This window comes from Pseudomonas sp. SWRI50, assembly GCF_014269095.1.
Classification (GTDB): Bacteria; Pseudomonadota; Gammaproteobacteria; order Pseudomonadales; family Pseudomonadaceae; genus Aquipseudomonas; species Aquipseudomonas kermanshahensis.
Genome location: NZ_JABWRW010000015.1, coordinates 24572 through 46366, shown reverse-complemented (window position 1 = coordinate 46366; position 21795 = coordinate 24572). Strand labels below are relative to the sequence as shown.

15 protein-coding genes are annotated in these 21795 nt (G+C 64.4%); 7 read left to right on the top strand and 8 right to left on the bottom strand.

What is annotated here, in order from left to right:
- Positions 1–127: 127 nt before the first annotated feature.
- The 6 genes from HU750_RS16775 to HU750_RS16750 all read left to right on the top strand — a co-directional run bounded on the left by HU750_RS16775 (position 128) and on the right by HU750_RS16750 (position 8737).
- Positions 128–646 (top strand): RNA polymerase sigma factor, encoded by a 519-nt coding sequence (locus tag HU750_RS16775; RefSeq protein ID WP_099428143.1) that lies wholly within the window; start codon positions 128–130, stop codon positions 644–646.
- Positions 643–1599, top strand: a complete 957-nt coding sequence (locus HU750_RS16770; RefSeq protein WP_085274052.1) for a FecR domain-containing protein — start codon at positions 643–645, stop codon at positions 1597–1599. The genes HU750_RS16775 and HU750_RS16770 overlap by 4 nt, the downstream gene beginning before the upstream one ends.
- A 252-nt stretch (positions 1600–1851) precedes the next feature.
- The gene (locus tag HU750_RS16765; protein WP_186681298.1) at positions 1852–4284 is read left to right on the top strand and encodes a TonB-dependent siderophore receptor; all 2433 of its coding nucleotides are present in this window, start codon (positions 1852–1854) and stop codon (positions 4282–4284) included.
- 83 nt (positions 4285–4367) lie between these two features.
- On the top strand, positions 4368–5480 hold the full coding sequence (locus HU750_RS16760; RefSeq protein ID WP_186681295.1) for a PepSY-associated TM helix domain-containing protein: 1113 nt from the start codon (positions 4368–4370) through the stop codon (positions 5478–5480).
- Positions 5477–5653 (top strand): hypothetical protein, encoded by a 177-nt coding sequence (locus HU750_RS16755; RefSeq protein WP_172960334.1) that lies wholly within the window; start codon positions 5477–5479, stop codon positions 5651–5653. The genes HU750_RS16760 and HU750_RS16755 overlap by 4 nt, the downstream gene beginning before the upstream one ends.
- 69 nt (positions 5654–5722) lie before the next feature.
- Positions 5723–8737, top strand: coding sequence for a dermonecrotic toxin domain-containing protein (locus HU750_RS16750; protein ID WP_186681292.1), 3015 nt, complete (start codon positions 5723–5725; stop codon positions 8735–8737).
- On the opposite strand, the gene HU750_RS16745 is transcribed toward HU750_RS16750, so the two are convergent.
- The 8 genes from HU750_RS16745 to glnE all read right to left on the bottom strand — a co-directional run bounded on the left by HU750_RS16745 (position 8698) and on the right by glnE (position 18764).
- Positions 8698–10140 carry a lipopolysaccharide kinase InaA family protein gene (locus tag HU750_RS16745; RefSeq protein ID WP_186681290.1) on the bottom strand — a complete coding sequence of 481 codons (1443 nt, stop codon included), beginning with the start codon at positions 10138–10140 and terminating at the stop codon, positions 8698–8700. The two genes, HU750_RS16750 and HU750_RS16745, sit on opposite strands and share 40 nt — an antisense overlap.
- Positions 10140–10892, bottom strand: coding sequence for a lipopolysaccharide kinase InaA family protein (locus tag HU750_RS16740; protein ID WP_186681288.1), 753 nt, complete (start codon positions 10890–10892; stop codon positions 10140–10142). The genes HU750_RS16745 and HU750_RS16740 overlap by 1 nt, the downstream gene beginning before the upstream one ends.
- Positions 10889–11623 carry a lipopolysaccharide kinase InaA family protein gene (locus HU750_RS16735; protein ID WP_186681286.1) on the bottom strand — a complete coding sequence of 245 codons (735 nt, stop codon included), beginning with the start codon at positions 11621–11623 and terminating at the stop codon, positions 10889–10891. Before HU750_RS16735 ends, HU750_RS16740 begins: the two co-directional genes overlap by 4 nt.
- Positions 11623–12429: a lipopolysaccharide core heptose(I) kinase RfaP gene (gene rfaP / locus HU750_RS16730; RefSeq protein WP_085274046.1), complete on the bottom strand. Its 807-nt coding sequence runs from the start codon at positions 12427–12429 to the stop codon at positions 11623–11625. The genes HU750_RS16735 and rfaP overlap by 1 nt, the downstream gene beginning before the upstream one ends.
- A complete protein-coding gene (locus HU750_RS16725) occupies positions 12426–13550 on the bottom strand; it encodes a glycosyltransferase family 4 protein (RefSeq protein ID WP_186681284.1) in 1125 nt (374 codons plus the stop codon). Before HU750_RS16725 ends, rfaP begins: the two co-directional genes overlap by 4 nt.
- Positions 13550–14608, bottom strand: coding sequence for a lipopolysaccharide heptosyltransferase I (waaC, locus tag HU750_RS16720; protein ID WP_186681282.1), 1059 nt, complete (start codon positions 14606–14608; stop codon positions 13550–13552). Before waaC ends, HU750_RS16725 begins: the two co-directional genes overlap by 1 nt.
- Complete coding sequence (gene waaF / locus HU750_RS16715) at positions 14609–15658, bottom strand: lipopolysaccharide heptosyltransferase II (RefSeq protein WP_027594326.1); 1050 nt, start codon at positions 15656–15658, stop codon at positions 14609–14611.
- Positions 15659–15830: 172 nt separating this feature from the next.
- Positions 15831–18764 carry a bifunctional [glutamate--ammonia ligase]-adenylyl-L-tyrosine phosphorylase/[glutamate--ammonia-ligase] adenylyltransferase gene (gene glnE, locus HU750_RS16710; protein WP_186681280.1) on the bottom strand — a complete coding sequence of 978 codons (2934 nt, stop codon included), beginning with the start codon at positions 18762–18764 and terminating at the stop codon, positions 15831–15833.
- Between the two features lie 383 nt (positions 18765–19147).
- Here glnE and aceE point away from each other — a divergent pair, with 383 nt between their 5' ends.
- Positions 19148–21793: a pyruvate dehydrogenase (acetyl-transferring), homodimeric type gene (aceE, locus tag HU750_RS16705; RefSeq protein WP_027594324.1), complete on the top strand. Its 2646-nt coding sequence runs from the start codon at positions 19148–19150 to the stop codon at positions 21791–21793.
- The last annotated feature ends 2 nt before the right edge of the window (positions 21794–21795 follow it).

Here is a 21795-nt window from a genome sequence, read left to right as displayed (position 1 = left end):
ATTACACCCGGCAGCGCCCCCACCATAGTGGCAATCCGATAAGCGTCCATTGCGCCCCGCCCCCTGCCTCTGCAACAATCGCGAATAATTATCGTTAGTTAATGCATTCGTTCCGGGGGGACGCTGCTTGTCTTCTGCACACAGCCCACACGCCGAGCTGGTCGGTGCGCTTTACCGCGACCATCGCAGTTGGCTGCTCGCCTGGCTGCAACGCAGCATGGCCTGCCGTCAGCGTGCCGAAGACCTGAGCCAGGACACCTTCGTGCGCCTGCTCGGCCGTGATCGGCTGGAAACGCCCCGCGAGCCACGCGCCTTTCTGGCCGCCGTGGCCAAAGGGCTGATGTTCGACCATTTCCGCCGCACCGCGCTGGAGCAGGCCTACCTGGCCGAACTCGCCCTGCTGCCCGAAGCCGAACACCCCTCCCCGGAAACCCAGCACCTGATTCTCGAAGACCTCAAAGCCATCGACCGTCTGCTGGGCAAACTGTCGAGCAAAGCGCGGGCGGCCTTCCTGTACAACCGCCTGGACGGCATGGGCCATGCCGAAATCGCCGAGCGCCTTGGCGTTTCGGTATCGCGGGTACGCCAGTACATCGCCCAAGGCCTGCGCCAGTGCTATGTGGCCTTGTACGGGGAGCCGACGTGAACGGCTCACCGGTATCGTCCCGCGTCCTGGAAGCGGCCATCGCCTGGAAGCTGAGCCTGGATGAAGGCAGCGGCACGCCTGATGAGCGCAACGCGTTCATGCGCTGGCACGCCGCCAGCGAAGAGCATGCCCGCGCCTGGCGCCAACTGGGCAGCCTCGACCAGCGCGTGAGCGCCGCTGCCGGGCCTGCGCGCCAGGCACTGCTGCAGTCGCGGGCCGGGCTGCGGCGGCGCATCGGCAAGGTTGGCAGCGGCCTGGCCGGGATGTTGCTGCTGGGCTCACTGCTGGCCTGGGTCGGCGCCCCCTCGCTGTCACCGAACTATTGGCTGGCCGACCAACGCACCGCCACCGGCGAGCTGCGCACCCTGCGCCTGGAAGACGGCACCCTGCTGAGCCTAAACACCCATACCGCGGTGGATATCGACTACCAAGGCGAGCAACGGGTGATCGTGCTGCACCAGGGCGAGATCTCGGTCGAGACCGGCCACCAAGACCCACGCCCGCTGCTGGTGCGCACCGACGACGGTCGCCTGCGCCCGCTGGGCACACGCTTCCTGGTACGCCGTGAGGCACAGGGCACACGCCTGGAAGTGCTGCAGGCCTCGGTTGCGGCCATGCCGCTGAACAGTGGCGACGAGCAGGTGTTGCGCGAAGGCCAGCAGGTGCTCATGGATGCCAACGGGCTTGGCCAGGTCGGCACAGTCGCCGTCGGCGCCGATGCCTGGACCCGCGGCATGCTGGTGGTGGACAACGTGCGCCTGGCTGACTTGCTGGCCGCGCTTGGGCATTACCGCAGCGGCCATCTCGGGGTGGCTGACGAAGTTGCCGACCTGCGTGTCACCGGCAGCTTCCCGCTGACCGACACCGACCTAGCCCTGGCGTCGCTGGAGCCGGCACTGCCGGTGCAGATCGAGCGGCATACGCCGTGGTGGGTGACCGTCAAGGCCAAATAGTGATCTGTTGTTATGGCGCGAATGCACTGTAGGAGCAGCCTTGCGCTGCGAAGAGGCCCGCGACAACACAGTGGATCTTCGCTGCTTTCACTGGCCTCTTCGCAGCACAAGGCTGCTCCTACAGCGGATGGCGTTTGAACGGGCATCGCCGGTTCTTGAAGTCTTTTTACTTTTTTTTCGACAAGCCCTGTCACTTTTGAAATCTCGCTCGGCAAGGAAGCAGTTAGCACTTATCCGTCTTGGAGCCGCTGCATGTCCCGTACTGTCGATCGTATCCTGCGCCCCAGCCTGATGGCCCTGGCCATTGGCCTGGCCGCGCCGCTGGCCAGCCCTGCCCTGTTCGCCGCCGAGCAATCCGCCCAGCGCGCCTACGACCTGCCTAGCGCGCCCTTGGCCAGCACCCTCAACCAGATCGCCAGCCAATCAGGCATCGCCCTGGCCATCGACCCGGCCCTGGTCAGCGGCCGCACCTCGGCCCCGGTCAACGGCCAGTACGACGGCATCGGCGCCTTGCAGGCCGCCCTGCGCGGCACTGGGTTGCAGCTGCAGCAGAGCAGCGTTGGCAGCTACAGCCTGGTGGCCGTCCCGGACGGCACCCTGGCACTGCCGGAAACCACCGTGAACGCCGACAGCGTCAGCGAAAGCGCCTGGGGCCCGGTAGAGGGCTACCTCGCCCAGCGCACCGCCGCCGGCACCAAGACCGATACCGCGCTGGTCGAAGTCCCCCGCTCCATCTCTGTTGCCACACGCCAGCAAATGGCCGACCGCGGCGTGCACAGCCTGGATGATGCCGTGCGCTACATGCCCGGCATCGTGTCTGCCAGCTTCGGCAGCGACACACGCTATGACTGGATGCGCGTGCGTGGCTTCGAGCCGACCCAGTTCCTCGATGGCCTGCCGCTGCCCCGTGGCGTGTACGCCAACCCGAAAGCTGAAACCTGGAACCTCGACCGCCTCGCACTGCTGCGCGGCCCGGCTTCCTCGATCTATGGGCAAACCCCACCGGGCGGCCTGCTGGACATGGTCAGCCGTCGCCCACAAGCTGAAAGCACCCACGAAATCGAACTGCAGTACGGCAGCGACAACCACCGCCAGATCAACTTCGCCAGCACCGGCAAAATCGACGACCAAGGTCAGTTCCTGTACAGCGTCAGTGGCGTGATCCGCGATGGCGGCACCCAGATCGACCATATCGACGACAAGCGCTACAACATCGCCCCGAGCCTGACCTGGAACATCGACGACGACACCTCGCTGACCTTGCTGACCCAGTTCACCCGCGACGATACCGGCGCCACCAGCCAGTTTCGGCCGATCCAGGGCACCAAGATCGACATGCCGTTCGGCAAGATCTCCCACCACAAAAACCTGGGCGATCCGGACTACGAGTTCTACGACCGCACCTACTACGCGCTGGGCTATGCCTTCGAGCATCGCATCAACGATGTCTGGCAGTTCCGCCAAAACCTGCGCTACACCAAGTCGGACCTGGCGTTCCAGACCATCACCCCCGGCAGCTACTACGAGGGCGGTGGGCCAGTACAAGACGATGGGACTGTCAGCCGCATGTCCACCAACGTCGACGAAGACATCAGCCAATTCGCCGTGGACAACAACTTCCAGGCTGACTTCGCCAGCGGGGACATTACCCACACCTTGCTGATCGGCCTGGACCACCAGCGCGTCAACACCAACTACCTGTCGATCTACGGCTTCAACGTACCGAACAGCAACGTTAACAACCCGGTTTACGGGCTGCCGATCACCCGCCCGGATCGCTCCACGGCGTTCTATGACTACAACCAGAAAACCCGTCAGACGGGCCTGTATGTCCAGGACCAGATGGCACTGAACAACTGGCGCCTGACCCTGGGTGGCCGGGAAGACTGGGTGCACACCGGCACCAAGTACCTCAACCAGGGCGATGCCACCAACACCCAGCGTGACAAGCAATTCAGCGGCAACGCGGCGATCAGCTATGTGTTCGACTCGGGCTTTGTACCGTATCTGTCGTATGCGGAGTCGTTCCAGCCGGTCAGCAATGCCGCCGTGTCTGCCACGGAGTCGTTCAAACCGACCGAAGGCAAGCAATGGGAGCTGGGTATCAAATACCAACCGCCAGGTTCCAACACGTTGCTGTCGGCAGCCGTGTATGACCTGACCCAGAAAAACGTCTCGGTCACCAACACCATCGGCAACGTGAGCGTCACCAGCCAGACTGGCGAAGTGAAAGTGCGCGGCCTGGAGCTGGAAGCGGTATCCGACGTCAGCGAAAACCTCAAGCTGACTGCTGCCTACACCTTGGCCAAGTCCGAAGTGCAAAAGGGCGACTACAAAGGCAACCGCCTGCAACTGATGCCCAACCAGCAAGCCTCGCTGTGGGCCGACTACACCTGGCACAGCGGCGTGCTTGACGGTTTCGGCATCGGCGGTGGCGCGCGCTACACGGGCAACACCTATGGCGACCAGGCCAACACCTACCTGGGCAAGGCCAATGCCTACACCGTGTTCGATGCCTCGGTGCACTACGACCTCGGCCGCCTGAACAACAGCCTCAAAGGCGCGTCGGTGGCGGTCAACGCGACCAACGTGTTCAACAAGGACTACCTCTCCACCTGTGACAGTTACTACTGCTACTACGGCGATGAGCGCAGCGTCGTTGCCAGCGCCACCTACAAATGGTGATGACCTGACAACCCACGCGCGCCGGCCAAGCCGTCCTTCAGGGGGCGGCTTTGGTCTTTCTGGACGTCGAGAAACAAAATGAAATGAAAAGCTCAACCATCCGCCGCTGGTCCTTCATCCACACCTGGAGCAGCCTGGTCTGCACCCTGTTCCTGATGGTGCTGGCCCTCACCGGCCTGCCGCTGATTTTCCAGCACGAGCTGGAACACCTGCTCGGCGATGCACCGCAACTGCGCGAAATGCCCGCCGGCACCCCGCACCTCGACCTGCAACAGTTGGTGCTCAAGGCCGAGCAACACCGCCCAGGGGAGGTGATGCAGTACTTCGGCTACGACGAGGACGAGCGCAACGGCGTGGTGGCAATCACAGCCGCGACCGCCGGCACCGAACCCAATGCGTCGCACACCTTCATGCTCGACGCCCGCACCGGCGAAGCCGTCGCCATGCCGGCTGCGAACGGCGGGTTCATGATGGTCATGCTGCGCCTGCACGTGGACCTGTTCGCCGGCCTGCCTGGCAAGTTGCTGCTGGCGTTCATGGGCGTGCTGTTCGTCGTGGCGATCGTTTCTGGCACCGTGCTCTACGCGCCGTTCATGCGCCGCCTGGATTTCGCCACGGTGCGCCACGACAAGTCCCGCCGCTTGCGTTGGCTCGACCTGCACAACCTGATCGGCGTGGTGACCCTGGCCTGGGCGCTGACGGTTGGCGTCACCGGTGTGATCAGCGCACTCTCCGACCTGGTCATCGCCGCCTGGCGCAACGACAGCCTGGCCGCCATGGTCGCCCCCTACCGTGATGCCCCGCCGCTCACCGAACGCGCCCCGGCCAGTCGCCTGTTGGCCATCGCTGAGCACGCGGCGCCCGGCATGCGCCCGGATTTCATCGCCTTCCCCGGCACGCGCTTTTCCAGCGAGCACCACTACGCCGTGTTCATGAAAGGCGCTACGCACCTGACCTCGCACCTGCTCACCCCGGTGCTGATCGATGCGCAGACCCTGCAAGTAACCGCCGTCGGCGAACGGCCCTGGTACATGGACGCCATGGGCCTGTCGCAGCCGCTGCACTTCGGTGACTACGGCGGGCGCCCCATGCAGATCCTCTGGGCGGTGCTCGACGTGCTGACCCTCATCGTGCTCGGCAGCGGCCTGTACCTGTGGTGGGGCAAGCAGCGTAAACCACGGGAGGCCAAGGCATGAGCCACGCGTCGCGATCGACCACTAAGATTTTCGCCTGGCCGGCACTTATCGCCCTGCTCGGTGCCCTAGGCCTGTTCGCTGCACTGCTGGGCGACGGCGCGTGGGACGGCTTGTCCTGGGTCGGCCTGGGCCTGCCAGCGTACTTGGCCCTGCGCGGCTTCTGGCGGCGTTGAGGTAATGGGTTAACGCAGCCGCCCGGCCAACGCGGTGCAGCATGGTCCCCTTTCACCAGGAGATAGGCCATGACACCGCTGCTGCGCCTCCAGTCGCTGGACAGCCAACTCGACGCACTACTGCCCCCCTTGCCGGGTGTGGAACACAGCCTCGACCAAGCCCTGAGCACCCTGTTCCCCAACCCAGCGATCACCGCCCGGACCTTGTACTTCGGGCGCTTCCGCCTGCTGGACCTGGTCGGCTTCCGCCTGTTCGACGGCGGCGCCTTCAAGCCACCGGCCGATACGCAAGCCCGACACGACGACCGCCCGCTCAACCTGCCAAGCGACTTCAACGCCCACATCGAACGCTTCTGCGCGACGCTTCGCCAAGACCTGCATGCGCGCCTGGCCAGCTATTGGCTGGCGCGTGACGAAAATGGACTGAGCCGGCAAGCACGCCTGGCCATCCTGCGCCGCGATCAACTGTTCACAGAGATGCGCTTGCGCAGCCACGACCAGACCTTGTCTGTGGAGCATGCCCGGCTGTTGACCACCTGCCTTGAATACCCACACCCCTGGCAACGTCGGCACCTGCCCGCCGCCAGCCGCCCGCAGCTGTACCGCCCGTTGCTGTCGGGCTCGGCGCCCAGCTGGCGCAGCCACTTGCCAGGCGTGCTGATCCTCACCGAGAACGGCCCGGAGGGCCGCTTGCTCGACGCACAGGAACCGGTCGGGCGGGCGCTTTTGTGCAGCATCGTGCATGGCATCGAAGCGTTCGACAGCCTGGCCGCCTTGCACGTGGAATTATGCGAACGCCTCGAAGACCCGGTGCAGAGCGAACCGCTGACCCGGCTGCTGGTGGTGAGCGCAGACCGCCAACATGCCCACCGAGCCGAACGCCTGCGCTACGACTGGTTCAGCGAGGACCTCGCCGAGGCGCAGGCCCTGGCCATTCGCGAGGCCCATGGCAAACGCCTGACCGCCGCCTGGCAGGCCGCCTGGGCGCAGGGCCTGCAACGCAGTATCGAACACCTCGACGCCCAACTGAGCAACGCACTGGACCTGCACCGCGAGCTCGGCAGCCAAGGGCCTGTAGCCACCCGCTATGGCCTGTTGCTGGAAAAGCACATGCCCGACTGGTTGCGCTCGACCTCGCAGCAAGGCGTTGCCCACATCATGCAAGCCATGCAAGAGCAGGTGGCGGCCATCAACGCCGCAGCCGCGCCAGGCATCCTCACGTTGGAGCAGTTCAACCAACGCCACACCCTGCTCGCCTGGGTGCGCCAGCGGCTGCGCGAGTTTCTGCAGCAAGACCCCGGCATCGACACCGCACCGGAGCAGATCTCGATCAGCGTGACCCTGGCCCGCCAGGTTGGCCCCATCAGCAACCCACTCGACACCAGCGCCTACATCCCCGTGGCCAGCCGCCCGCACGCGGGCGGGACGATCGAACTGGTCAACCAAAGCTACCGGTTGGATGAACTGGCACTGCTCAATATCGCCTGGTTCGACGTCGATTACTGGCTGACCGCCCGCGTGCACCTCGACGCGGATCAGCCGCTGCCAGCCCTGACGCCACTGCGGATCAAGCAGATCGTACGGCGCCTGAATGCCGGCAGCGGCTACCAAGCCTACCTGCGCACCCAACTGCTCGATTCGCCCCATGGCCGCTGGCGCCAGCAAGCCTACGCGCAACTGTGCCGCACGCGCATGCACGCCGAAGCGGTCAAGGCGCGTTATGCCGGGCATTTTCAGCCGAGCACGATCGAGCAGGGGTATGGTTGGGCCGACTGCGTCATTCACTCACCCGACAGCCACAATCGGCCGCACCGCAACGAACAACAGGTGATCGCCCGGCAGATGCTGATCCAGGGGCAAACCCTGCAAGGTGTCGTGCTGCTGGTCTCGCCAGAGCACGCTTACCGCATCGTGGTCTACAGCCCCGACGCGCCAGACCGCCGCCCCTGGCGTGAATACAACAACGCTCGGGCGCTGATCCGCGCCGTGCGCAGCGATGCGCAGTTGCGCCACTATGTGTTGCAACGCTTGCCGCTGGGCAACCGAAGAAGCCTGGAGGCACTGCTGGTACAGGGCCGCCTGGGCTCACACATCAGCTTGCAGACCATCACCGGCAACCTGTACGACGCCCTCTACCGCGCCGAGGTCAACACCCTGATGGCCCAAGCCAATGCCGTGACCCGCAGCAATCAAGAGCTGCTGGGGGAGTTTTCGGTCAATGTGCTCAGGCTGGTGCTGGATATCCTCACCCTGGTGCTGCCGCAGGCGGGCTCGACCGCACTGGCGTTCGGGCGCATGGGCATTTCCATCTGGGACGGTTTCGAAGCGCTCGACCGGGCCGACCATAACGGCGCGCTCCATCACGCAGTCGCCGCTCTTGGCCACGCCACCGCGGGGATCAACGACATGGCAGGCTCTGGGCTGATGCGCCGGGTCATGCGCGGCCTGCCCAAGCCGCCACCGGTGCCGCTGCCCCGGCATTACGAAGCGACCCCTGACGTAGCCAGGCTGCGCTACCGCATCGATGCACTGCACGACGAGGCCGTGTACGAACAGCAGTCGGCGAGCCCCGGCCTGTCGCAGTACTACGTGAGGGATAACCTGGGACGCTACTTCAATGTCACCTTCGACGGCACACGCTGGCGCGCCACCGACCCGAACCAGCCGAACACGTACCTGAAGCTGCCGATCAAGCGCTGCCTGGACGGCAGTTGGGTGGTCGACTCCCCAGTGCTCTGGTACGACGGGTTGCCGAATATCCAGCAACTGTTGGAGGACTGCCGCCTGACCACCCCGTTACACGGCACCGCGACCGAAGACGATGCCCAGCTGCTTCAGGACAACACCACGCTGTACCTGCAACTGGGCAGCCACCAGTTACCTGTGCGCCGCCATCTGCTCGCCGCTCACTACCACCTGGTATTGCCTGAGACGCTGCGCGGCACCGTGCCCGCGTGGGCAGTGCTGCGCTGGCAGGATGCGCAATGGCGCATCCGCGTGCGCCAGACCGGCCGCAGCAGCAACTGGCTGGCGCTGCCAGCAGCTTATTCGGACAACCGCGGCAGCAACCGGTCCAGCCGCTGATGCAAGGCACTGTCACGCGGCCAGTTGCGCAGCAGCCGCGCCCGGTCACGGGCATAGGCCGGGGCGAAGCTGAGCTGGGTGGCGTGCTGGCACATGGCATCGAGGTCGATCAGCGACCACTGGCCGTTGTCCCAGAACAGGTTGTGGCCCTTGAAGTCGCCATGGCTGATGCGCTCGCGGATCAGTTGCTGCATGACCTTCACCAGCGCGTCGACCTGCTCTTCAGGTGCCTCGCCGTTTTCCACATAGGGCGCAAAGCACGCGGTCAGGTCCGGGCCATCGACATAATCGGTGACCAGGTAGGCACGGCTGCGCAGGCCCATGACACGCTCCTCTAGCACTGCCAGAGGGCGTGGCGTGGCGATGTCGAGAAATTCCAGGCGGTGGCCTTCGATCCACGAGTGCCAGGCGCGGCTCGGGCGCCAGAAGCGCTTGAACCAGTGCGCGGTGTTCTTGATGTTGTAGCGTTTGAGCACCAGTTGCCGGCCATCGACCTCGATGCGGGCCACACTGGCGGCGCCACCGGTCTTGTACAAGTGGCCCTTGTCGATCAGCTCATCGGCATGCTCCAGCACCGGCAGCATGGCCTGCACCTCAGCGCGGCGAATCGCCCGCAGGCCCGAAAGGCTGCGCTTGACGCTGAACAGCGAGCACTCGCGGCCGGCCTTTTCCAGGTAGTCCTTCTGGCGCCAGCTGCGCACCTTGTCCACCTGCTTCTGCAGCGCTTCGAGTGGCAGCGCGTGCTCGGCATTGGCCAACAGGTAATGTACCAGCAGCTCTTCGATGAACGGCTCAAGGCGCTTGGGCAATTGGGCGAAGAACACGCCGAGGTTTTCCAGCACACGCGGGCGCGACAACTGCTGGCCCGGGGTCTCGGCCTTGATGCCCGCGCCGTCGATCAGGTACAGCTTGCCGCCATGGCGCAGCAGGTTGTCCAGGTGCAGGTCTTCCTGCCACAAGCCCTTGGCGTGCATCTGCGCCACCGCAGTCAGCGCCTCACCCAACACCGCGTGTTGCTCGTCTGCCAGTACGGGCAGGTGCTCCACGGCGGCCCAGGCATCGGCCAGGCTTTCGGCGCCATCCAGAAACTCGAACAGCAGCCAGCCACCCTCCCCTTCCTTCAAACCATCGGCCAGCAGTTTGGGCGTGGTCAGGCCCTGCTCGGCCAACCACTTGACGCCTTGCAGCTCGCGCTGGAAGTGCCGGGCAGCATTGCTGCCCACCAACAGCTTGGCCAGCACCGGCGTGCCACGCCAGACACCAGCACCCACATAACGCTGGCCGGGTAGCACACGCAGCAGGCTCAGCAGTTGCAGCTCGGCGCTGCCGGCGGCATCAGCCAGGCTCACGTTCAGGGGCAACGCCGGGGCGCGCCCGGCCTCTTTCAATTCAGACAAACGCATCAGCGGGCCTCTTTTTCACGACGGCGTTGCGTCAGGCGTTGCAGCCAGGTGCCGACCAGCGTGCTGTCCGCCGGCTGCACCAGGTAGGCTGCCAGCAGGTGACGCACATCCGCCTCGCTCCAGGCCCGCGCACGGCGCAACAGGGGCTCCAGGTCCTTGAGCCGGTCACGCATGCCGAACAGCAGGGGCCGGGTTTTTTCCAGGTCGATCAGCTGGGCATCCCAGCCTTCGCGGCGTTGCCGTAGGAAGATGTGCTTGGGGTAGAAGCAGCCGTGCACCTGGCCAGCGCTGTGCAGCGTGCGCGCCAACTGGCCGCAGGCCTCGAGGATGCCGTTGCGTTCGGCATCGCCCAACTGCGGCCACTGAGCCAGCAGGCTGTCCAGGTCGGCCCACTCGTCCAGGGCACGGGTCATGAGGATCGCCCGGTGCTCGCCGGCCTGCTTGCGCTCGCCATAGAACACCGCTTGCAAGGCCGGAATGTGCAGCTTCTGGTAGCGGCTGATGTTGCGGAATTCGCGGGCGAAGGTCGGCTCGCCGAATGGCCGGTGCAAGGTTCGGGTGAGGTAGTCGCTCTGGCGCTTGAGGTAGTAGCCCTTGCCTTCGAGTTCCAGGCGGAACACGCTGCTCCAGCCCCCGCGGCCGATGTTGGGCTCGTCCACGGCATCGAGCTGCAGCGCCCACAGCGCGTCGAAATCATTCAAGCCGTGGCGTTTGAGCAGCGCGAGGTCTGCGCTGGCCAGGTAATCGGTCATTCCCTTCCCTCGAAAAAGCTCAGCACTTGGCGAATCCGCTGCTTGTCGCGGGCGTTGAGCCTGTCGCGACCACGGTATTGCAGGTAGAAACGCAGGCGCTGGGTCGCCGACAGGTGGTATTTGGCGACCTTGTCCAGGCACGCCAGGTCTTTGATCATCCGGTGCCGCCACATGAAACCGCGCCAGAAGTCGCCGGTCGGGCAGTCGATGAAGAACAACGTGCCCTGGTCGTCGACCAGCAGGTTGCGCCACTTCAAGTCGTTGTGGGCAAAACGGTGCTCGTGCATGACCCGGGTATGGCGCGCCAGCTGGCGGCTGACGTGGTCGACCCAAGCGGGGTCTGACAGGCGCGGGTCTTTGCGTTCGGCCAAGGCCGACAGGTCTTCGGTGCGCGGCAGCTCGCGGGTGATCATCGCCCCGCGGCCAAACGCCAGGCCTTTGCGCTCCAGGCCCCAGGCGACCACTTCGGCGGTGGGAATGCCCCACTTGGCGAACTGCTTGAGGTTTTGCCATTCGGCCTTGATGCGCGGCCGGCCGAGGTAGCGGCGCATGTGCTTGCCCGCCCCAGTGTAACGCTTGACGTAGTAATTGACGCCCTCGCGCTCGATGCGCACCACTTCGCTGAGCGGGTCGCGGGTCAGGCGTTCACCCTGCAGGGCGAAGACTGCGTGAAGGCTGCCGAAATCCGCCGCCAGGTGTTCGTAGCCTGGCGCCAGTGTCCAACCCGCCATCAGAGTGCATCCCCATAGCGTTGTTTGCGGTCATAGAGTTTCTGCGCCTTGCGTTCCAGCCAGGCGAGCAGCGCGGCCTCGTCGGCAAGCACTTGGCGCAGCGGGCGCTGGAAGTAGCCACGCAAAAAGCGCAGTTTGTCGCGCCGGGTCAGGCCGATGTCCAGCGCCGAGAAGTACAGCGCGGCCAGGTCTTTGTCACGCCAGCGGCGGCTGATTGTCGCCCGGGTCTGGGCACGGTGCAGGTCGATGACCGACAGTTTGAAGTCTTCTGGCGTCACCGGGCGATCGGTGTGCAGCAGGAAGTGGCAGATGTAGCAGTCGCGGTGGTTGACCCCGGCGCGGTGCATGCCGCCGGTCATCTTCGCCACTTCGGCGATCAGCGCACGCTTGAGGCGTGGCGCGGGCGGCTGCTTGACCCAGTCGATACTGAAGTCTTCCAGGCTGATGGTCGGCGCCAGTTCTTCGGTCACGATGAACGAATGCTGAGTGGCCGGGTTGCTGCCGCGCTCGCCATAGGCGACGGCGGTCATGGTCGGCACGCCGACCTCGTGCAGGCGCTGGATGGCTCGCCATTCCTGGCCGGCACCGAGCACCGGCAGCTTGGCGCTGAACAGGTTCTTGAAGATCTCACCCCAGCCGATGCCGCGGTGAATCTTGACGAAAAACCCCTCGCCCTCAACGACGGTGCGCAGCGTGCGGCGCCCTTCCAGCTCGCGGTACACCTCGCCTTGCAGCGCTTCCACGGCCTCGAAGGCATCACGCCCGGCCCACAAGCGCTTGAAGGGTTCGGCCAGTATCAGCTTCATGCGGTCTCCTGCCCCAGGATCACATCAGCAGCATGCTGCGGCATGCTGTACAGGTCGGCCGTATCGGCAAAGGCCAGGCCGTTGCGCGACCAGTCGGCACGGGCCTGCGGGTCTTCGAGCATGCGTTGCAGGTAGCCATTGAGCTGTTCCTGTTCGAATGGCTCATCCAGCACCAGGCCGCTGTCGGCTTCGGCGATATAATGGGCATAGCCACACACCTTGGAGACCAGCACCGGCAAGCCTGCCACCAGCGCTTCGAGCAGCACGGTGCCGGTGTTTTCGTTATAGGCCGGGTGGATCAGCAGGTCAGCGCCCAGCAGGAAGCGTGGGATATCGCTACGCCCCTTGAGGAACTGCACCTGGTCGCCCAGGCCGAGGGTCGCGCCCTGCAGTTGGAAGACCTTGGGGTCGTCCTGGCCGATGACCATCAACCGGGTGCGCTTGCGCAAGGCCGACGGCAGCGCGGCCAAGGCCTTGAGGCTGCGGTCGACGCCCTTGGTCTTGAAGCCCGAACCGATCTGCACCAGCAGCAGGTCATCGTCGCCCAGGTTGAATTCCTGGCGGAACTCGGCGCGGATCTGGGCGGCGTTGGCCGGCGCCCGACGGTCCTGGGAAATGCCCGGCGGCAGCAGGTGGAAGCGTTCAGCCGGGGTGCCGTAGTGCTTGACGAACAGCGGCTGCTGCACCTCCGAGATCATCAGCACCTCGGTTTTCGAGTCTTTGGCGAACACCGCGCGCTCGTACTCGGCAAAGTGCCGGTAGCGGCCCCAGCGCTTATAGAGGCCGCCACGCAGGGTCTGGGCCTTGTCCTCGAAGCAGCCGTCGGCGGCGTAGTACACGTCCAGCCCCGGCATCTTGTTGAAGCCGATCAGGCGGTCGACCGGGCGCTTGGCCAGGTCGGCTTCCATCCAGGCGCTGAGCTTCTCGTTGCGGCGGTGGTTGAACAGCGCCTTGACCGGCGCCACCAGCACTTCGAAGCCAGGCGGAATGTCACCTTCCCAGATCAGCGTGTACACACGGATCTGGTGGCCCCGCTTCTGGCATTCCAGGGCAATGCGCATGAAATCGCGCTGCAGCCCGCCGAAGGGGAAATATTTGTAAAGCACGAAAGCCAGTTGCATCAACGAACATCCTCAGCCAGCAGCAGCGCGCTCAAGCGGCTCGCCACATGCTCGGGATTCAGGCGAGTGAAGCACAGCGGCCACTCGCGTTTGAGATCGAACCGGCGCAGGTCATCGGCGCTCGGCTTGTAGGTGCACTTCTTCAGCAGGCACGGCGCACAGGGGAAATCGCTGGCCTGGTGAACCTGGGCGCGGCCATAGGCGCCGGTCAGGCCCGGGTTGGTCGGGCCGAACAGTGAAATAGTCGGCACATCCAGCGCCGCAGCCAAATGGCCCAGGCCGGTGTCCACCGCCACGCAGGCCTTGGCCGCCGCCAGCACGCGGGCAACGCCGACAAGGTTCAACTTGGGCAGTACCTGGCAGTTATTCAAGCCCTGGGCGATACGTTCGGCGCGTGCCTTCTCGGCCGGGTTGCCCCACGGCAGGCGCACTTGCAGCTTGCGCCGGCCCATGCGCTCGGCCAGCTCGCGCCAGTATGCCTCGGGCCAATGCTTGGTGGCCCAGGTGGTGCCGTGCAGGAACACCACGTAGGGCGCGGCCGGCGGCAATTGCAGGCGATCGAGGTCCAGGCCGTAGTTGCCGATGCCTTCCGGCAAGTCGTAGGCCAGGGCCAGGGCGAACAGCTGGCGCACACGTTCGACGGCGTGCTGGCCCGTGGCGACCGACAGGCGCCGGTCATAAAAACGGCTGGCCAGGCCTTCGCGCGCCGAGTAACGGTCCAACCCGGCCACGGGTGCCTTGACGTAGCGGGTCAGCCAGGCCGACTTGACCAGGCCCTGGGCATCGATCACCAGGTCGTACTTGCGCGCGCGAACGCGCTGCTTGAACGCCTTCCACTCGCCGCTCTTGAGGGTCTGCCAGATGTTCTTGCGCCAGCGACGGATCGCCACCGGGATCACCTGGTCGACCGCCGGGTGCCAGCTGGGGATCTCGGCAAAGCCTTCTTCCACCACCCAGTCGAAACGAATGCCCGGTATCGCGTGGGCGGCATCGGTGATCGCCGGCAGGGTGTGGATCACATCCCCCAGCGACGATGTCTTGATGATCAGTACCCGCACTTAGTCGACCTCGGCCACGGTATCGATCAGGTTCGGACCGCCCAGGCTGTGCAAGGCGGCGATGACTTGCTGCGGGTCGAGCAGGCGCAGGCAGTTGTAGTGCCCAAAACGGCAGGTGCGGTCGAAGCACGGGCTGCATTCGATGCCGGTGCGCACCACTTCCACCTGTTCGGCCAGCGGCGGCGTGAAGCCCGGCGAGGTCGAGCCATACACGGCGACCAGCGGGCGATTCAGCGCGGCCGCCACGTGCATCAGCCCGGAGTCGTTGGACACCACGGAATCGGCGCAAGACATCAGGTCGATGGCCTCGGCCAGCGAGGTTTCGCCGGCCAAGTTGTAGGATTCTTCGCGCAAGCCCGGGATCAGCCGGTCGCGGATCTGCTCGCCGACGGGGTGATCGCTTTTCGAACCGAACAACCACACCTGCCAGCCCTGGCGGATCATCGCCTCGGCCACGGCGGCGTAGTGCTCGGCCGGCCAGCGTTTGGCCTCGCCAAACTCGGCACCGGGGCACAGCGCCAGCACCGGACGGTCGAGTGCCAGGCCGAACTTGGCCAGGGCGGCGTCACGGCTCTGCGGTTCGATCTGCAGGCTGGGGCGCGGGTAAGGCTGTGGCAGCTCGGTGCCCGGCGCGTAGGCCAGGGCCATGAAGCGCTCGATCATCAGCGGGTAACGTGCCTTGTCCAGCTTGCGCACGTCGTTAAGCAGGCCGAAGCGCATCTCGCCGCGCCAGCCGGTGCGTTTGGGAATACCGGCAAAGAACGGCACCAACGCCGATTTCATCGAGTTGGGCAGCAGAATTGCCTGGTCGTACTGGCCGGCCAGGGACTTGCCGATGCGACGTCGGGTGGCCAGTTCCAGCGCACCGTGGCCAAGCGGGAAGCTCAACGCTTGGCGCACCTCGGGCATGCGTTCGAGGATCGGCCGGCTCCACTCGGGCGCCAGCACGTCGATCACGCAGTCGGGGTGCTGCTGTTTCAGGCACTGGAACAAGGTCTGCGCCATTACCATGTCGCCGACCCAGCTGGGGCCAATGATCAGTATTCTCATGCTTAGTCCAGAAACGCTCGGGGAGGCTACAGGCTGCGGTACAGCCTGGCCTCCCCTCTTTATATTCAGGCTATGTGGCGGACAGTGTAACACCGGTGGTGGGGCATGGACCTTTGGGGCTGCTTTGCAGCCCTTCGCGGCACAAGGCCGCTCCTACAGGGCCCCAGCGGTATCAAGTCAAACCCAGCTCGCCCCAGATCCGCCGCACCTCGCGGCGTTCATCGGCAAACTGCGCCGCATCGATCACCCCGGCCTGCTTCTGCAGGGCCTGGCGGTGCGAGGCAGAACGGAACGCCTTGTACACTTCACGCAACAGCACCGCGTCACTGGCCGGCATCAAACCTGCCTGCTCCAGCTCTTCCAGAATGCGGATGTTATCGGTCCATCGGAGTATGGCCGGGTGGTCGTGAGACCAGGCCAAAGCCGCGTATTGCACCATAAATTCGATATCGACGATACCGCCGGCATCCTGCTTGATATCGAAGGGTACACCGGCCTCGAAGGCATTGGCTGCGGTGCCGGCAGCCGTGGCCTTGGTGCCGAGATTGCCGCGCATCTTGGCGCGCATCTCACTGACTTCGGTGCGCAACGTTTCAAGGTCACGGGGTTGGCCCAGGACGTTGGCGCGCACGCCTTCGAACGCCGCGCCCACCTGTTTGCAGCCGACCAGCACACGCGCACGCACCAAGGCCTGGTGCTCCCAGGTCCAGGCCTCATTCTGTTGATAGCGCTCGAAGGCACCCAGCGAGCTGACCAACAGCCCCGAAGCGCCGGACGGGCGCAGGCGCATGTCCACGTCATACAGCTGGCCAGAGTTGGTCTGGGTGGTCAGCAAGTGGATGATGCGCTGGCCCAGGCGGGTAAAGAACTGCGCGCTGTCGATCGGCTTGGCGCCATCGGTTTCGGCCTGGGGGTCGCCATCGTGAATGAACACCAGGTCCAGGTCCGAGCCATGGCCCAGTTCAAGCCCACCGACCTTGCCATAACCAATGATGATGAAGCCCGGGTCGCACAGGCTGCCGTCGCTGCGCTTGGGCTGGCCGTGGCGGGCTACGGTCTGGCGCCAGGCCAGGGCCAGCACCTGGTCGAGGATGGCTTCGGCCAGCCAGGTCAGGTAATCGCTGACTTTCATCAACGGCAGGTTGCCACTGATTTCCGAGGCCGCCACACGCAGGCTGTGGGCCAGCTTGAAGTGGCGCAGCGCCTCCATCTGCTGTTCCAGGTCGTCTTCGGGGATGCGCGTCAAACGCTCGCGCAGTTCGCTGGCCAGCTCCGGCGCCAGTGGCGGGCTGAACAGCCGGCCTTCGTTGAGCAACTCGTCGAGCAGCAACGGGTAGCGGGCAATCTGCTCGGCGATCCAGGGGCTGGCCGCGCACAGGGTCAACAGGCGGCGCAAAGCACCCGGGTTTTCGGTGAGCAGCACCAAGTAGGCCGACCGCCGCGCAACCGCTTCGACCAGCGGCAGCACGCGTTCAAGCACCAGGTCAGGGTCTTGGTGCTCCACGGCCTGGGCCAGGAGCCTTGGAATAAAGGCGTCCAAACGCTCGCGCCCAATGCGCTGCATCGAGCGCAATTGCGGGCTGCCCCGCAACCCAGCGAGGCGACGCAATGCATCGGCGGGTTGTTTGAACCCAGCTTCTTCAAGCTGACGACAGGCGGCGTCTTCATCCTGCGCCTGCTCCCACAGCGGCGACCATTCGCCACCGACCACCAGTTCGCCCTCGCCGTCCTCATCATCCGGGTCGGCGATCACTTGGCGGAAGTGCCAATCGACCCGGCCGCGCCAGTACATCAATTGGTCATGGAAGCCCTGCCAGTCGGCGAAGCCGAGGATGTAGGCGACCCGCGCCTGGTCAATTTCGTTGTCCGGCAGCATCTGCGTCTGGCGGTCGGCGATGGCCTGGATAGCGTGCTCGGTATAACGCAGGAATTCGTAGCCTTCACGCAACTCGGCCACCACCGCAGGTGGCAGGTAACCTTGCCCTTCGAGGGTCGCCAGCACCTTGAGCAAGGGCCGTTGCTGCAGGCTCAGGTCTCGCCCGCCATGAATCAGCTGGAAGGCCTGGGCGATGAACTCCACCTCGCGGATGCCGCCAGCACCCAGCTTGATGTTCTCGGACATGCCCTTGCGCCGTACCTCCTGCTGGATCAGCTGCTTCATGGTGCGCAGGGCTTCGATGGCCGAGAAGTCCAGGTAACGGCGGTAGACGAACGGGCGCAGCATCTCTTGCAACTGAGCGCCTGCCGCCTGGTCACCGGCCACCACCCGCGCCTTGATCATGGCGTAGCGTTCCCAGTCGCGGCCTTGGTCCTGGTAGTACTGCTCCAGGGCATTGAAGCTCAGCACCAGCGAACCGGCCGAACCGTAAGGGCGCAGGCGCATGTCGACGCGGAACACGAAACCGTCGACGGTGACCGGGTCCAGGGCCTTGATCAGGCGCTGACCCAGGCGGGTGAAGAACTCCTGGTTGTCCAGCGAGCGCTTGACCCCTTCAGTCTCGCCGCCCTCGGGGAAGGCGAAGATCAGGTCAATGTCCGACGACAGGTTCAGCTCCACCGCACCCAGCTTGCCCATGCCCAGCACCACCATGTGCTGTGCGAGGCCGCTGCGGTGGCCGATGGGCGTGCCGAACTGCTGGCAATGGCGTGGGTACAGCCATTGATACGCTTCGTCGATGGCGGCGTCGGCAAGGTCGGACAGGTCACGGCAGGTTTCGCCCAGCTCGGCCTGGCGCGTAATGTCGCGCCAGATGATGCGCAACTGCTGGCGATTACGCTCGCGCCGCAGGTTACGCGCCAGCTCGTCTTCGCTTTGCGCTGCCTGGGCCACCGCCCCGATCTGCCCGCGCAACTCGCCGGGCGCATAGCGGCGGTCCAGTTCACCACTGGCCATCAGGGCGAGCAGCATGGCCGGTTCGCGCTGGGCCAGGCCAAGGACGAAGTCGCTGGCGGCAGCAACTTGGTCAAACTGTTGCCGATGGGCCGGGCTGCAACCGTTCAGGTCGAGTTCGGGGTGGCCAGCCACAGCTTCGCTGAGGAACTGCTGATTACGAGCGACCAGCGGTTGCAGGGTGGCGGGCAGATCGAGCGGCAAAGGCAGGCGCATGGACTATCCTTGATCGGCGTGAAAGAGAGGGGTAAAGGCGGCCAAATGGAAGGCGGACCACGGTTGGACTGTCATACAAAAGTTGGAAATAGCTGAAAAAAAGCAATCACTGGCAAAAAACATCAAGAATCACCCGTTCGCGACACATCGCCAACCAACATGAACGTTTTTCCCCACAAGCCGGGGTGCGACCAAAAGCCGCATTTGTGTAGTTTTACTACTACCCCGACTGTCTAAAAGCATGAAATGCGAATGCATTTGTAGTAAAACTACACGGCGCCGGATCACACTCCGGTAATCCAAGAATTCACGACGTCTGCCCATAAGGCCAGTCGCAAACTCAGGCAATCGATTCTGGTTGCCTTTCCGCCCTGGAGCAAGCCATGCAAGACCTCGATCCAATCGAAACCCAGGAATGGCTGGATGCCCTGGAGTCGGTCCTCGACAAAGAAGGCGAAGACCGCGCTCATTACCTGATGACCCGTATGGGCGAGCTGGCCACCCGCAGTGGCTCCCAGCTGCCGTATGCGATCACCACGCCATACCGCAACACCATCCCTGTCACCCACGAAGCACGCATGCCTGGCGACCTGTTCATGGAACGCCGCATTCGCTCGTTGGTGCGTTGGAACGCGCTGGCCATGGTGATGCGCACCAACCTGAAGGACTCGGACCTGGGCGGCCACATCTCCAGCTTCGCCTCCAGTGCCACCCTGTACGACATCGGCTTCAACTACTTCTTCCAGGCCCCGACCGAAGAACACGGCGGCGACCTGGTGTTCTTCCAGGGCCACGCTTCGCCAGGCGTTTACGCCCGTGCCTTCATGGAAGGCCGCATCAGCGAAGACCAGATGAACAACTTCCGTCAGGAAGTGGACGGCAACGGCCTGTCTTCGTACCCGCACCCATGGCTGATGCCTGACTTCTGGCAGTTCCCGACCGTTTCGATGGGTCTGGGCCCGATCCAGGCGATCTACCAAGCGCGCTTCATGAAGTACCTGGAAGCCCGTGGCTTCATCCCGGCCGGCAAGCAGAAGGTCTGGTGCTTCATGGGCGACGGCGAGTGCGACGAGCCGGAATCCCTGGGCGCAATCGCCCTGGCCGGCCGCGAGAAGCTGGACAACCTGATCTTCGTCATCAACTGCAACCTGCAGCGCCTCGACGGCCCGGTTCGCGGCAACGGCAAGATCATCCAGGAACTCGAAGGCGTGTTCCGTGGCGGTGGCTGGAACGTCAACAAAGTCGTCTGGGGCCGCTTCTGGGACCCACTGCTGGCCAAGGACACCAACGGTGCCCTGCAGCGCCGCATGGACGAAGTCATCGACGGCGAGTACCAGAACTACAAAGCCAAAGACGGCGCGTACGTGCGTGAGAACTTCTTCAACACCCCAGAGCTCAAGGCCATGGTCGAAGACCTGTCCGACGAAGAGATCTGGAAGCTCAACCGTGGCGGCCACGACCCGTACAAGGTCTACGCGGCTTATCACCAGGCGGTGAACCACAAAGAGCAGCCGACTGTCATCCTGGCCAAGACCATCAAGGGTTACGGCACCGGTGCAGGCGAAGCCAAGAACACCGCGCACAACACCAAGAAGGTCGACGTCGACAGCCTGCGTCACTTCCGTGACCGCTTCGACATCCCGGTCAAGGATGCTGACCTTGAGAACCTGCCGTTCTTCAAGCCGGAAGAAGGTTCTGCCGAAGCCAAGTACCTGGCCGAGCGCCGCGCTGCCCTGGGTGGCTTCGTGCCGCAACGTCGCGCCAAGAGCTTCAGCGTGCCGACCCCATCCCTGGAAACGCTGAAAGCGATCCTGGACGGCTCGGGCGACCGCGAAATCTCCACCACCATGGCCTTCGTGCGCATCCTGGCGCAACTGGTCAAGGACAAGGAAATCGGCCAGCGCATCGTCCCGATCATCCCGGACGAAGCCCGTACCTTCGGTATGGAAGGCATGTTCCGCCAGCTGGGCATCTACTCGTCCGTCGGCCAGCTCTACGAGCCAGTCGATAAAGACCAGGTGATGTTCTACCGCGAAGACAAGAAGGGCCAGATTCTCGAGGAAGGCATCAACGAAGCCGGCGCCATGTCGTCGTTCATCGCTGCCGGTACCTCGTACAGCTGCCACAACCAGCCGATGCTGCCGTTCTACATCTTCTACTCGATGTTCGGCTTCCAGCGTATCGGCGACCTGGCCTGGGCCGCTGGCGACAGCCGCACCCGTGGCTTCCTGATCGGCGGTACCGCCGGCCGTACCACCCTCAACGGTGAAGGCCTGCAGCACGAAGACGGTCACAGCCACATGATGGCGGGCACCATCCCGAACTGCCGCACCTACGATCCGACCTACGGCTACGAGCTGGCGGTGATCATCCAGGACGGCATGAAGAAGATGACCGAAGAGCAACAGGACATCTTCTACTACATCACCGTGATGAACGAATCCTACCAGCAGCCAGCCATGCCGGCCGGTGTCGAGGAAGGCATCATCAAGGGTATGTACCTGCTCGAAGAAGACACCCGCGAAGCCGCGCACCACGTTCAGCTGATGGGCTCCGGCACCATCCTGCGCGAAGTCCGCGAAGCAGCGAAGATCCTGCGTGAAGAGTTCAACGTCGGTGCCGACGTGTGGAGCGTCACCAGCTTCAACGAACTGCGTCGCGACGGCCTGGCCGTGGAACGCGCCAACCGCCTCAAGCCTGGCCAGAAGCCTCAGCTGACTTACGTCGAAGAGTGCCTGAACGGTCGCAAAGGCCCGGTCATCGCCTCCACCGACTACATGAAGCTGTTCGCCGAACAGATTCGCCAGTGGGTGCCGAGCAAAGAGTTCAAAGTCCTGGGTACCGACGGTTACGGTCGCAGCGACAGCCGCAAGAAGCTGCGTCACTTCTTCGAAGTTGACCGCCACTTCGTGGTGCTGGCTGCCCTGGAAGCCTTGGCTGACCGTGGCGAGATCGAACCGAAAGTGGTGGCTGACGCTATCGTCAAGTTCGGCATCGATCCGGACAAGCGCAACCCACTGGACTGCTGAGG

Excerpts from the sequence above, each read along its gene's own strand:
- HU750_RS16765 (WP_186681298.1), top strand. The coding sequence starts at position 1,852 with ATGTCCCGTACTGTCGATCGTATCCTGCGCCCCAGCCTGATGGCCCTG.
- HU750_RS16760 (WP_186681295.1), top strand. The coding sequence starts at position 4,368 with ATGAAAAGCTCAACCATCCGCCGCTGGTCCTTCATCCACACCTGGAGC.
- HU750_RS16755 (WP_172960334.1), top strand. The coding sequence starts at position 5,477 with ATGAGCCACGCGTCGCGATCGACCACTAAGATTTTCGCCTGGCCGGCA.
- HU750_RS16750 (WP_186681292.1), top strand. The coding sequence starts at position 5,723 with ATGACACCGCTGCTGCGCCTCCAGTCGCTGGACAGCCAACTCGACGCA.
- HU750_RS16745 (WP_186681290.1), bottom strand. The coding sequence starts at position 10,140 with ATGCGTTTGTCTGAATTGAAAGAGGCCGGGCGCGCCCCGGCGTTGCCC.
- HU750_RS16740 (WP_186681288.1), bottom strand. The coding sequence starts at position 10,892 with ATGACCGATTACCTGGCCAGCGCAGACCTCGCGCTGCTCAAACGCCAC.
- HU750_RS16735 (WP_186681286.1), bottom strand. The coding sequence starts at position 11,623 with ATGGCGGGTTGGACACTGGCGCCAGGCTACGAACACCTGGCGGCGGAT.
- rfaP (WP_085274046.1), bottom strand. The coding sequence starts at position 12,429 with ATGAAGCTGATACTGGCCGAACCCTTCAAGCGCTTGTGGGCCGGGCGT.
- HU750_RS16725 (WP_186681284.1), bottom strand. The coding sequence starts at position 13,550 with ATGCAACTGGCTTTCGTGCTTTACAAATATTTCCCCTTCGGCGGGCTG.
- waaF (WP_027594326.1), bottom strand. The coding sequence starts at position 15,658 with ATGAGAATACTGATCATTGGCCCCAGCTGGGTCGGCGACATGGTAATG.
- glnE (WP_186681280.1), bottom strand. The coding sequence starts at position 18,764 with ATGCGCCTGCCTTTGCCGCTCGATCTGCCCGCCACCCTGCAACCGCTG.
- aceE (WP_027594324.1), top strand. The coding sequence starts at position 19,148 with ATGCAAGACCTCGATCCAATCGAAACCCAGGAATGGCTGGATGCCCTG.